The sequence below is a fragment of the Brevundimonas vesicularis genome, assembly GCF_027105095.1.
GTDB classification, from domain to species: domain Bacteria; phylum Pseudomonadota; class Alphaproteobacteria; order Caulobacterales; family Caulobacteraceae; genus Brevundimonas; species Brevundimonas vesicularis_E.
Map to the genome: position 1 here is coordinate 618,519 of NZ_CP114278.1, position 12,112 is coordinate 630,630.

The window sequence follows — 12,112 nt, forward strand, 5'->3', positions numbered from 1 at the left end:
GCGACCGATCAGGCGGCGGCCTTCTCCGGGGCGAACTTGCCGTAGAAGGTCTCGTTCTTCGCCGCCATGTCGCGGAGCAAGCCGGGCACCTTGAAGCGGTCGCCGTAGGTCGCGGCCAGGCGGTCTGCGGTTTCGACGAACTTGGCCAGGCCGATGCCGTCGATCATGCTGATCGGACCGCCGGTCCAGGGCGCGAAGCCCCAGCCCAGGATGGCGCCCAGGTCCGCTTCGCGCGGATCGTCGATGACGCCCTCTTCCCAGCAGCGGGCCACTTCGACGGCCTGGCGATACAGCAGGCGCGTCTTCAGCTCGTCGATCTGAGCGAAGGCGGTCGGTTCTTCCGGCTGGTCGATGCCCTTGGTGGTGGGGGCCAGTTCACCCAGACCTTTCCAGATCGTCTTGGGCTTCTGATCGTAATCGTAGAAGCCCTTGCCGTTCTTACGACCGAAACGCCCGCCCTCGACCATCTTGGCGACGATGTCGGCGCCTTCCGACGGGACGTATTTGTCGCCCAGATCCAGCGCCGTCTGTTTGGCGATCTTGTAGGACAGGTCCAGGGCGACGTCGTCGTGCATCTCCAGAGGGCCGCGCGGCATGCCGGTCATGCGACCGACATTGTCGATCAGGGCGGGGCCGTAGCCCTCTTCCAGCATCGCCATGCCCTCCATGAGGAAGGTGGAGAAGCAGCGCGAGGTGTAGAAGCCGCGGCTGTCGTTGACGACGATCGGCGTCTTCTTGATCTTCAGCACATAGTCCAGAGCCTTGGCGATGGCGGCTTGCCCCGTCTTTTCGCCCAGGATGATCTCGACCAGCATCATCTTGTCGACGGGCGAGAAGAAGTGGATGCCGATGAAGTCCTCGGGCCGCACCGAGGCCTCGGCCAGGCCGGTGATCGGCAGGGTCGAGGTGTTGGAGCCGAACACGGCGCCGTCCGCCAGTTGCGCCTCGGCGCGCTTGGTCACGTCGGCCTTGATCTCGCGGTTTTCGAACACGGCCTCGACGACCAGGTCCGAACCCTTGATCAGATCATAGTCCGTCGTCGCAGTGACCGAACCCAGCAGGGCGTCATACTTCTCCTGCGTCAGCTGACCGCGCGACAGGCGCTTCTTCAGCAACTCCTCGACGTGGGCCTTGCCCTTGTCGGCGGCTTCCTGCGTCTGGTCGATCAGCACGGTTTCGATCCCGGCCAGCGCCTGCACATAGGCGATGCCCGCGCCCATCATGCCGGCGCCGATGACGGTCACCTTCTTCGGATCGGACTTGGGCACGCCCGCCGGGCGCACGGCGCCCTTGTCCAGTTCCTGCTTGGACAGGAACAGCGAACGGATCATGGCCTGGGCCTGCGGCGTCATCAGGGTCTTGATGAAGTAGCGGGTCTCGATACGCAGGGCCGCGTCCATCGGCACCTGGGCGCCTTCGTAAACGGCCTTCATCAGGTTCACCACGGCCGGATAGTTGCCATAGGACTGCTTGCGCAGCATGGCGTTGCCGACCATGAAGTTCTGGATGCCGGCCGGGTGATAGGGGCCGCCGCCGGGCAGTTTGAACGAGTTCTCGTCCCAAGGTTGGACAGCCTTGCCGCCACCCTTGATCCAGGCCTTGGCGGCCTCGACCGACTGGCCTTTCTCGACCACCTCATGGACGATGCCGGCGCCCTTGGCGTCGTTCGGGCGGAAGGACTTGCCCTCGCTCATCGCCATCATGGCGTTCTGGACGCCGACCAGACGCGTCAGGCGCTGGGTGCCGCCGCCGCCGGGGAACAGACCGACCTTGATCTCGGGCAGGCCCAACTGGATCTTGTTGTCGTTCTCGACCACGCGGTAGTGGGCCGCCAGGGTGAACTCCAGTCCGCCGCCCAAGGCCAGGCCGTTGATCGCGGCCGCGATCGGCTTGCCCGAGGTTTCAAGCGCACGGAAGGCGCCGTTCAGCTTCCAGCCGGCGTCGAACGCCTTTTGCAGGTCGCCGCCGCCCGACAGTACGCCGCCGGCCATGTCGCCCAGATCCGCGCCGGCGCAGAAGCCCGAGGCCTTGCCCGAGGTGATGACGGCGCCCTTGATGGCGTCGTCGGTCTTGATGCGTTCGACCAGCTCGGGGATTTCCTTCATCACCGAGGCGGTCAGGGTGTTCATCGAACGGCCCGGAACGTCGAATACAATCGTAGCGATACCGTCGGCGTCGACGTCGATCTTGAAGTTTTCCATATCCATTTGCTCCCGGATCAGACGCGTTCGATGACAGTGGCGGTGCCCATGCCGCCGCCGATGCACAGGGTGACCAGAGCGGTCGACTTGTTCGAGCGCTCCAGCTCGTCCAGCGCGATGCCGGTGATCATGGCGCCGGTGGCGCCGAGCGGGTGCCCCATCGAGATGCCGCCGCCATTCACATTCATCTTGGCGTGGTCGATGTCGAGCGCCTGCATGTAGCGCAGGACGACGGCGGCGAAGGCCTCGTTCAGCTCCCACAGGTCGATGTCGTCGGGCGTCATGCCCAGCTTGTCCAGCAGCTTGCGGGTCACATATTCCGGCCCGGTCAGCATGATCGACGGCTCGGAGCCGATCGAGGCGCCGCCCAGGATCTTGGCGCGCGGCTTCAGGCCCAGGGCCTGGCCGGCTTCCAGCGAACCGATCAGCACGCCGGCCGAACCATCGACGATGCCGGACGAGTTGCCCGGCGTGTGGACGTGATTGACGCGCTCGACCTCGGGGTAGCGCTGGTTGATCACGCCGTCGAAGGCCATTTCGCCCATCATGGCGAAGGACGGGTTCAGGCCGCCGAGCGCCTGCATGTCCGTGTTCGGGCGGATCGTCTCGTCATGATCCAGGATAGTCAGGCCCAGCTGGTCCTTGACCCCGATCACCGAGTTCTTGAACCGGCCCTCGGCCCAGGCCTTGGCGGCGCGCTTGTGGCTCTCGACCGAATAGGCGTCCACGTCGTCGCGGCTGAAGCCGTATTTGGTGGCGATCATATCCGCCGACACGCCCTGCGGCACGAAATAGGTCGGGAAAGCCGAGGAGGGATCGGTCGGCCAGGCGCCCATGTCCGAACCCATCGGCACGCGGCTCATGACCTCGACGCCGCCGCCGACGGCGAAGTCGGCCTCGCCGGACTTCACCTTGGCCGTCGCCATGTTCACGGCTTCCAGGCCCGAGGCGCAGAAGCGGTTGATCTGGACGCCCGCCGTATATTGCGACCAGCCGGCAGAGAGCACGGCCGTACGCGCGATGTCGGCGCCGAGTTCGCCCACGGGCGTGACGCAACCCAGGATGACGTCGTCGACCTTGGAGGTGTCCAGGTCGTTGCGGTCGCGCAGGGCTTCCAGCACCTGGGTCGCCAGGCTGAGGCCGGTGATCTCGTGCAGCGAGCCGTCCTTCTTGCCCTTGCCGCGCGGCGTGCGGACGGCGTCGTAGATATAGGCGTCAGCCATGGGAGTGCGTCTCCATCTTTGGGCCCAGCCTCGACGTACGGCAGGTCGCGGCACGACGGACGGGGCGGTTCCAAGCGTGGACGCCAAGAACCCTACGTTTACGTCAACGTCAAGTAATAAGCCGCGTGATCGCGGCCGCTTGAGGGGATGCCTCGACGAATGGGCGCGATGAGAGTGTGGGAAAGACGGGCGGGCGCCCGCTGTCAGCGAGGCGGAATACGCGTAGCCCCACCCGTGATCTTGCAGGCGTATTCGGTCTGGGGGCGGGCGGTCTGAACACCGGTCGGCGTCAGAATGCCTTGGTCACGCGTGCACGCAGCTTCCAAGGCGCTGAGTTCCTGCTGATAGGTGTTCGTCGCCCCCATTGTGCCGCAGCCCGAAAGCAGCGGCAGGATGGCGGCGGCGGATAGAATGAAGAGGCGCATCGTTCACTGCTCCCTTTGGAGCGTCAACCGCTCCGCATAGCCTCCCGGCCCTCGAAGACTACTGCGTCGCCGACAGCCTGACCAGCTTGCCGTTCTGCTCGTCGGTGATGGCCCAGACCGATCCGTCGGCGCCCACCGCGACGTCGCGGATGCGTTCGCCCAGGTCTGTCAGCAGGCGCTCTTCGCCCACCACGCGGTCATTCTGGATGACCAGACGCGCAATGTGTTTTTCCTTCAGGCCCGCGACCAGCAGGTTTCCGTCCCAGCCGGGGAACATGGCGCCCTGATAGAAGGTCGCGCCGCCGGGCGCGATCACCGGATCCCAGTAATAGACGGGCTGTTCGGTGCCCGGCGCCTGGGTCGCGCCGGTATTGATCTGACCGCCGGCGTATTCGACGCCGTAGGCCGCATCCGGCCAGCCGTAGTTGGCGCCGGCCTTGTCTATATTGACCTCGTCGCCGCCGCGCGTGCCGTGTTCGATGGTCAAGATGGCGCCCGTTACCGGCTGAACCGCGACACCCTGAACGTTGCGGTGTCCCAGGCTCCAAATTTCCGGCAGGGCGCCGGCGCGGCCGACGAAGGGATTGTCCTGCGGGACCGTGCCGTCGGCGTTGATGCGGATGGTCTTGCCCATGTGCGAGCCCAGATCCTGCGCCTGGGGCCGCATGGGCTTGTCCGAGCGTTCACCCAAGGTGATGAACAACTTGCCATCCGGCGCGAAGGCCAGGGACGACCCGAAATGCTTGTCGCCGTCATAGACGGGCATGGCGCGGAAGATGACCTGCACGTTCTCGACGCGCGATCCGTCGTCCGACAGGCGCCCGCGCGCGACCGAGGTGGCGTTGCCGCCCTCACGGGGTTCAGCATAGCTCCAATAGATCATGCGATCCTGCGCGAAGCTCGGTCCGACGATCACATCCAGCAGGCCGCCTTGACCGCGCGCATCGACGGCGGGCAGGCCCGCGACCGGTTCGCCGACCTGGCCCTGGGCGGTGATGATGCGCAGACGGCCCGGCTTTTCGGTGACCAGCCAGCGGCCGTCGGGCAGGGCGGCCAGACCCCAGGGGTGGACAAGGCCCGATGCGACCACCGTGTGGGTCATGGCCTTTTCGGTCTTGACGCCGGGCGCGCGGGTCTGGCCGGCGAAGGCCGGTTGCTGATCGGGATTGTTCGCCGGCCGGGTCTCCAGCGGCGCTCCGGCCTGAGGCGCAGCGCCGGCGCTCTCGCTATTTGCGCCACAGGCGGCGGCGAGAACGAGCAGGGATGTCGAGGCGGCGGCGACGATCAGGCGCATGAAGGACGAGCTCCGGCTGGGCTTTAGGCGGTCGTTACGAAACGGCGAGGCCAGCGTTACTGTTCCTGGCTCAGACCGTCTTGCGCTCTATCGCCGCAGGTTCTGGTGCGAGACGACTTGAACCGCGCGCCCGACGGCGATATAGGCACGCCTCTTTCGCGCTGGCCCTGGCCGCGTGCAGGGCCCGGGACTGGGTAGCTCAGATGGTTAGAGCGGTGGATTCATAACCCACAGGTCGGCGGTTCGATCCCGCCTCCAGTCACCACTTCGCACCCGCTGCAACCTGCGCCGTTGTGCTGCGTTTTTCGGTCGAGCTTTCAACCTTGACCGGAGTTTCGTCGTGACGATCCGAACCAAAGCCTTGATGGCGGCCGTCGCCGCTGTGACGCTGGGTGCTGCCGCCTGCACCCAGGCCGAGCAGGAAAAGACCGAGGTGCACGCCGAGGTTGCGGCCGACAAGACGGCCGATGTCGCGTCTCAGGCCGGCGAAGTGATCGAGGGCGGCGCGATGAAGGCGGCGCAGGCGGTCGAGAGCGGGGCCGGCAAGGTCGCTGACAAGCTGGAAACCGAACAGGCTGAGGCGGCGGCCGAGGGCAAGCCCGGCGCGATCAATCCCGCGACCGACCAGCGCGTGCCGGCCAACAACAACTAAAGCCGATCAGGCGGAGGGCGGTGCGCCGCCTTCCGCCAGGATCGCATCGATCAGGGCGCGGGCTTCCCGGCTGGACCAGTCCGCCTCGCCTCTCATGACGGCGCGGATGCGGCCCTGACGATCAAGGACGATGGTCTGCGGCATGGCGCCCTTGCCGGGAAACTCGAACGGCAGCTGGAACTTGGCGTCGCTGTAGAAGGGCAGGGGCGCGTGGTCGGCCAAGAAGCGTTTCGCCTCGGTTGCGGCTTCGGGTGTGGCGTCCACGTTGATCGGCAGGACAACCAGATCCTCGTTCGTCTCATAGGCCTTCGCCAGCGCCTGAAGCGTGGGCATCTCCGCCTTGCAGGGCGCGCACCACATCGCCCAAAGATTCACGACCACGACCTTGCCCTGGAAAGCCGAGAAGCGGACGGCCGTGCCGGTGCGGTCGCGGAAGGCGTATTCGGGCGCTGAGTTGGTCTCGGCCGGGGTCGACAGGGCGGCCAGGGATCCGACCGCGAAGCGCGCCAGGTCGCTTTTTGGCGCCGCAGCGGCGGTTGTCGTCTGTTCGACTTGCGCCTTCTGACGATGATTGGCGTATAGCGACATCGCCATGCCGCCGGCGCCGGCGATGGTGCTGACGACGACGACCGCGCCGACGACCGCCCAGATCGCCTTTCTTGAGCCGCTCATGACCGAAACACCTTCTTCTGACGCCAATCCATCCGGCGGTTCGACTGCGCCGGTGAAGCCCGCGGGTCAAGACATGTGGGGCGGACGCTTTTCGTCGCGCCCCGCCGAGATCATGCAGGCGATCAATGTCTCCATCGGCGTGGACCAGCGCCTGTGGCGTCAGGATCTGGCCGGATCGCGGGCCCACTGCCGCATGCTGGCCAAGCAGGGCATCATCGCGCAGGCCGATGCGGACGCGATCCTGGGGGGGCTGGAGGTCATCCAGTCCGAGATCGAGGCCGGGACCTTCCCGTTCCGCGACCAGTTCGAGGACATCCACATGAACGTGGAGGCGCGCCTCAATGAACTGATCGGCGAGCCGTCGGGCCGGCTGCACACGGCGCGCAGCCGCAATGATCAGGTCGCCGTCGATTTCCGCCTGTGGGTGCGCGACGCCTGCGATCGCTCGGTCGCGCAGTTGAAGGCCTTGCAGGCTGCGCTGCTGACGCGCGCCGAGCAGCATGCCGGCGACCTGATGCCCGGCTTCACCCATTTGCAGACCGCCCAGCCCGTGACCCTGGGTCACCATCTGATGGCCTATGTCGAGATGTTCGGCCGTGATGCCGGACGTTTCGCCGATGCCCGCGCTCGGATGAACGAAAGTCCGCTTGGGGCCGCAGCCCTGGCCGGTTCGCCCTTCCCCATCGATCGTCAGGCGACGGCGGCGGATCTGGGTTTCGACAGGCCGATGGCGAACTCGCTGGATGCGGTGTCGGACCGCGACTTCGCGCTGGAAAGCCTCGCGGCCGCCTCGATCACGGTGGGGCATCTGTCGCGTTTGGCCGAGGAGATCGTGATCTGGATGACGCCGATGTTCGGTTTCGCCAGCCTGCCCGACGACCTGACGACCGGCTCGTCGATCATGCCGCAGAAGCGCAACCCCGACGCCGCCGAACTGGTGCGGGCCAAGACCGGCCGGATCATGGGGTCGCTGGTGGCCCTATCCACGGTGATGAAGGGCCTGCCGCTGGCCTATTCCAAGGATATGCAGGAGGACAAGCCGCCGGTGTTCGAGGCGTTCGACGCTCTGGATCTGGCCCTGGTCGCGATGACGGCGATGGTGTCGGCCCTGCAACCGAATACCGAACGGATGGCCCAGGCGGCGGGCGCGGGCTTTTCGACCGCGACGGACCTGGCCGACTGGCTGGTGCGCGAACTGAACCTGCCGTTCAGGAAGGCGCACCATGTGACGGGCGCGGCGGTCAAGCGAGCGGAGGGGCTGGGCGTGGATCTGTCGCAACTGCCGCTGGAAGAAATGCAGAAACTGGAGCCGGGGATTACCGAAGCGGTTTACAAGGTGCTGACCGCCGAGGCTTCGTGCCAAAGCCGCCAAAGCTATGGGGGAACCGCGCCGGAACAGGTCCGTGCGCGCATCGCCGACTGGAGAGCCCGCCTGTGAAAAAATCTCTGATCCTCGCGGGCGCGTTCGCCCTTCTGACCTCCGCCTGCGGCCGGATGGCCGATCTGGAATCGCCGGTGCGCGAGACCGAGCGTGCGCCGCGCAGCAGCCGCGCGCCGGGTCTGCCCGAGCCGGCGACGATCAACCGTCCGTCCAGCAGCGTGCCGATCGACGGCGGCCCGTCCAACCCGATCGGCGCCGGCGCCGCTCAGAACGACCCGCGGTAAGTTGCACCATTTCGACCTGAAGGACGGCACCCTCCATGCCGAGGGCGTGCCGCTGGAGCTGATCGCGGACGAGGTCGGCACGCCGGCCTATGTCTATTCGACCGCGACGCTGAAGCGGCATTACGGCCTGCTGCGCGCTGCCGCCGATGCGCATCGGGACGCTTTGGGCGAGGCCCTGATCGCCTTTGCGGTCAAGGCCAACTCCAACCTGTCGGTGCTGGCGACCCTGGCGAAACTGGGGTCAGGCGCGGACACCGTCTCCGAGGGCGAAATCCGCCGCGCCTTGGCCGCCGGCGTGCCGTCCGACCGGATCATCTTCTCCGGCGTGGGCAAGACCGATGTGGAAATGGCTTTCGCTATCAGCGTCGGCGTGCGTCAGATCAATGTCGAATCCGGCGCCGAGCTGGATCGGCTGATCGCCGTTGCAGCCATGATGGATGCGTCTCCCGCCATCGCCGTGCGGGTCAATCCCAACGTGGGCGCGGGCGGTCACGCCAAGATCACCACGGGCGGCGAGAGCGACAAGTTCGGCGTGCCGGTCGAGGAAGCGATGGACCTCTATGCCCGCGCCTCGGCCTCGCCCCATGTCACGCCCGTCGGACTGGCCTGTCATATCGGCAGCCAGATCACCGACCTTAAACCGCTGGAGGCCGCCTTCGAGGTCTTGGCGGACATGACGCGCAAACTGCGGACGCAGGGTCATGCCGTGACCCGGCTGGATCTGGGCGGCGGGCTGGGCGTGCCCTATTCCGGCGGGACCGAGCCGCCGTCGCCGGCTGAATATGTCGCCATGGCCGCGCGGGTTCTGAACGGGCTGGATGTCGAGGCGGCGTTCGAGCCGGGCCGACTGCTGGCCGCCAACGCCGGGGTGTTGCTCAGCCAGGTGATCCAGGTCAACGAACGCTCGGACGGACGGCGCTTTCTGGTGCTGGACACGGCGATGAACGACCTGATGCGGCCGGCGCTGTACGACGCCTTCCACGACATCCAGCCGGTCAATCCGCGCGGGGGTGCGGCGACGTCTTACGACGTGGTCGGGCCGGTGTGCGAGACGGGCGACACCTTCGCGCGTGACCGCGCGCTGCCGCCGTTGGAGGCCGAAGACCTGATCGTCTTCACCGGCGCGGGGGCCTACGGCGCGGTGATGTCCAGCGAATACAACAGCCGGCCCCTGATCCCCGAGGTGCTGGTGGATGGCGATCAGTGGGCCGTGATCCGGCCACGCCCGACCTATGAAGAGATGCTGGACCGCGAGCCGTTCGCCGATTGGCTCTAAAGAGTCGATTTCCGCTCGACTGTTATAAAGTAACACGCTATAGGCCGGTCATGTCCCTCGGTCCCGAACAGTCCGTCATGTTTTCCCTGCTGGGCGGCGGCTTTGTTGCGGCCTTTCTGCATGCGGCCCTGCCGACCCACTGGCTGCCCTTCACCCTGGTTGGGCGGGCGCAAGGCTGGCGACCGTCGCGGATCCTGATGGCGGTGACGGCGGCGGGCCTGGCGCACATCGCCACGACAGCGGTGGTCGGTGGTCTGATCGTGGCGGCGGGTCTGGCGCTGGATCAGTGGATTGAGGGCGTGCTGCCTCACTTGGCGGCGGTGCTGCTTTTCCTGTTCGGCGCCTTCTATTTGGCGCGAGCGACTCTGAGGCGTCCGGCCATGGCCGGCGGGCCTGCGGTCGAGACGCCCGAGCCGGCCGTGTCCGACAAGGCCGCCTTCCTGGGTCTGGTCGCCATGATGGCGATCTCGCCGGGTGAAGTGCTGCTGCCCATCTATCTGTCGTCGGCCTCGGCGGGCCTTGGGGCCTTGGCGCTGCTGACGGTGGTGTTCGCGGCGGGGACCATCGCCGGCATGGCGGTCTTCACGGCCCTGGCCAGCGCCGGCGCCTCGATCCTACGGCTGGAACGGTGGGCGCGGTATGAGGGGGCGGTGCTGGGCGTGGCCCTGATCGCCCTCGGCCTCGTTGTCGCCATGCACCAACACTGAAGCGATATTATGTGATAACATTCAATGCGTTATCATGTAGCGGCTTGGCTGTTTCGCCAGAGGGCGTATAGGCGAGCCATGAACGCCGCGCACGACCACAGCCCCAGCCACCGGCATGACCACGATCATGCGGATCATGGCCACGGGCATTCCCACAGCCACCACGGACACAGCCACGGCCACGGCGGCCACAGCCATGGCCCGGTGGACACCGGCGACTGGCGCTATGCCGTCGGCCTGGTGGTCAATCTGCTGTTCGTGGCGTGCGAGTTCGGCGCAGGGGTGATCGCGGATTCCACCGCCCTGCTGGCCGACGCCGGGCATAATCTGTCGGACGTGCTGGGTCTGGCCATGGCGGGCGGCGCGGCCTGGCTGGCGCGACGCGGCGCGCATGGGGCGGCGGGCGGTCGGCGGACCTATGGTTTCGGCAAGGCGACGGTGCTGGCGGCGCTGGGCAATGCGCTGCTGCTGATCTTCGCCTGCGGGGCCATCGCGTTCGAGGCCGTACGGCGGTTCAACGAGCCTGCGCCGGTCGGCTCGGGCGTCATCATGGCGGTCGCCGGCATCGGGTTCGTCATCAACCTGGGCACCGCGCTGCTGTTCATGAAGTCGCAGCACGACCTGAATGCGCGCGGCGCCTATCTGCACATGATGGCTGACGCGGGCGTGTCGCTGGGCGTGGTGCTGGCGGGCGGGCTGATCATGATGACCGGCTGGTCGGTGGTCGATCCGGTTGTCAGCCTGGCGATCGTGGTCGTGATCCTGTGGTCGACCTGGGGCCTGCTGAAGGACTCGGTCAATCTGGCCATGGACGGCGCCCCGACGGGCGTGGACGTGCCGGCTTTGGAGCAGGCGCTGGTCGGCTTGCCGGGCGTGCGGGCCGTGCATGATCTGCACGTCTGGGGGCTGTCGACGACCGAGACGGCCCTGACCGCCCATTTGGTCCACGACCGCGCGGACACGGCGGCCCTGATCTGCGAGGCCCAGGCCGTGGCGAAGCGCTACGCCATCGGCCATACGACATTGCAGCTGGAGACCGAGCCGCTGCCGGATTGTCCGGGCTGCTGAGCCCTCACGCCTGTTCGAACGTCACCGGCGCGCCCCAGAACTGGGACACCAATTCCGACTGCGGTCCGGCCTGGCCGGTGGTCAGGAAGTCGCGACGCCCGCTGTCGCCCAGATCGTATTCGGGGTGCGCCTTGAAATAGCGCTCCAGCGCATCCGCCACCGCCGTCGGTTGTTCGATCAGAACGGTGCCGGCCGGCAGAGCCTGGGCGAACAGTTCGGCGACGATCTCATAGTGGGTGCAGCCCAGAATGGCCTTGTCCGGGTGGCGGCCGATACGGCGACGCAGCGCGTCGACGTGGTCGTCGATCACCACCTTCAGCTCCTCCGGCGGCGCGCCCAGTTCGATCAGACCCGCCAGGCCGGGGCAGGGCTCGGAGAAGACGGCGATGTCCTCGCGCCGCTTGTCGATCTCGATCTCATAGACGCGGCTGATGGCCGTGGCGGCGGTGCAGAAGACGCCGGTGATGTCGATGGAGGCGACCTTCTCGCCCTCCTGCGGGCGCTCGGCCTCGAAGCTCCAGGGCTTGCCGGTCGCCGCCTCGATGGTCGGCACGATGATGCCCAGGATGTTGACCGCGCGGCCCAGACGCTCGCGCAGACCCGGCAGCCAGGTCTGTTGCAGGCGGCGAAGAGCAATGGCGCTGGCGGTGTTGCAGGCCAGGACCACGACGGAGGCGCCGGCCTCGAACAGCCTTTCGCAGCCGGTTTTCGTCAGTTCGACGATGTCTTCGCCGCCGCGCCCGCCATAGGGGGCGTGGGCCTGGTCGGCCAGATAGACGAAGTCCCGCTGGGGGAAGCGTCGGGTCAGTTCGCGGTGGACGGTCAGGCCGCCCACGCCGGAGTCGAAAACGCCAATAGCCATGGCCCGGCTTTAGAACAGTGCGACGACGTATCCAACCGGATTGGCGACAAGTTTATCCCCGCGTCAG

General features: G+C 66.9%; 12 protein-coding genes and 1 tRNA gene. 7 read left to right on the plus strand and 6 right to left on the minus strand.

All coding sequences use genetic code 11. From position 1 onward, the window contains the following. Positions 1-8 precede the first annotated feature (8 nt). The 4 genes from O2K97_RS02975 to O2K97_RS02990 all read right to left on the minus strand — a co-directional run bounded on the left by O2K97_RS02975 (position 9) and on the right by O2K97_RS02990 (position 5,143). Positions 9-2,201: a 3-hydroxyacyl-CoA dehydrogenase NAD-binding domain-containing protein gene (locus O2K97_RS02975; protein WP_269221091.1), complete on the minus strand. Its 2,193-nt coding sequence runs from the start codon at positions 2,199-2,201 to the stop codon at positions 9-11. A gap of 17 nt (positions 2,202-2,218) precedes the next feature. Next, positions 2,219-3,424 (minus strand): acetyl-CoA C-acetyltransferase, encoded by a 1,206-nt coding sequence (locus O2K97_RS02980; RefSeq protein WP_269220388.1) that lies wholly within the window; start codon positions 3,422-3,424, stop codon positions 2,219-2,221. A gap of 203 nt (positions 3,425-3,627) precedes the next feature. Next, a complete protein-coding gene (locus tag O2K97_RS02985) occupies positions 3,628-3,849 on the minus strand; it encodes a hypothetical protein (protein ID WP_269220389.1) in 222 nt (73 codons plus the stop codon). A gap of 58 nt (positions 3,850-3,907) precedes the next feature. After that, positions 3,908-5,143: a PQQ-dependent sugar dehydrogenase gene (locus O2K97_RS02990; RefSeq protein WP_269220390.1), complete on the minus strand. Its 1,236-nt coding sequence runs from the start codon at positions 5,141-5,143 to the stop codon at positions 3,908-3,910. Between the two features lie 188 nt (positions 5,144-5,331). Here O2K97_RS02990 and O2K97_RS02995 point away from each other — a divergent pair. Together O2K97_RS02995 and O2K97_RS03000 are read left to right on the plus strand one after the other, a co-directional pair. After that, positions 5,332-5,408: transfer RNA gene (locus O2K97_RS02995), tRNA-Met, on the plus strand. A gap of 75 nt (positions 5,409-5,483) precedes the next feature. Further along, a complete protein-coding gene (locus tag O2K97_RS03000) occupies positions 5,484-5,795 on the plus strand; it encodes a hypothetical protein (RefSeq protein ID WP_269220391.1) in 312 nt (103 codons plus the stop codon). 6 nt (positions 5,796-5,801) lie between these two features. Here O2K97_RS03000 and O2K97_RS03005 read toward each other — a convergent pair whose 3' ends face one another. Beyond that, a complete protein-coding gene (locus O2K97_RS03005; protein ID WP_112863289.1) occupies positions 5,802-6,467 on the minus strand; it encodes a TlpA family protein disulfide reductase in 666 nt (221 codons plus the stop codon). On the opposite strand from O2K97_RS03005, the gene argH reads away from it, so the two are divergent. The 5 genes from argH to O2K97_RS03030 all read left to right on the plus strand — a co-directional run bounded on the left by argH (position 6,466) and on the right by O2K97_RS03030 (position 11,183). Then, the gene (gene argH / locus O2K97_RS03010; protein WP_419466080.1) at positions 6,466-7,905 is read left to right on the plus strand and encodes an argininosuccinate lyase; all 1,440 of its coding nucleotides are present in this window, start codon (positions 6,466-6,468) and stop codon (positions 7,903-7,905) included. The genes O2K97_RS03005 and argH overlap by 2 nt on opposite strands. After that, on the plus strand, positions 7,902-8,132 hold the full coding sequence (locus O2K97_RS03015) for a hypothetical protein (RefSeq protein ID WP_017504917.1): 231 nt from the start codon (positions 7,902-7,904) through the stop codon (positions 8,130-8,132). The genes argH and O2K97_RS03015 overlap by 4 nt, the downstream gene beginning before the upstream one ends. Before the next feature lies 1 nt (position 8,133). Beyond that, a complete protein-coding gene (gene lysA / locus O2K97_RS03020; protein ID WP_269220392.1) occupies positions 8,134-9,408 on the plus strand; it encodes a diaminopimelate decarboxylase in 1,275 nt (424 codons plus the stop codon). Between the two features lie 50 nt (positions 9,409-9,458). Continuing rightward, positions 9,459-10,115: a hypothetical protein gene (locus tag O2K97_RS03025; protein ID WP_269220393.1), complete on the plus strand. Its 657-nt coding sequence runs from the start codon at positions 9,459-9,461 to the stop codon at positions 10,113-10,115. 78 nt (positions 10,116-10,193) lie between these two features. Beyond that, positions 10,194-11,183 carry a cation diffusion facilitator family transporter gene (locus O2K97_RS03030; RefSeq protein ID WP_269220394.1) on the plus strand — a complete coding sequence of 330 codons (990 nt, stop codon included), beginning with the start codon at positions 10,194-10,196 and terminating at the stop codon, positions 11,181-11,183. Positions 11,184-11,187: 4 nt separating this feature from the next. Here O2K97_RS03030 and O2K97_RS03035 read toward each other — a convergent pair whose 3' ends face one another. Then, the gene (locus O2K97_RS03035; protein WP_269220395.1) at positions 11,188-12,045 is read right to left on the minus strand and encodes a glutamate racemase; all 858 of its coding nucleotides are present in this window, start codon (positions 12,043-12,045) and stop codon (positions 11,188-11,190) included. Positions 12,046-12,112 lie beyond the last annotated feature (67 nt).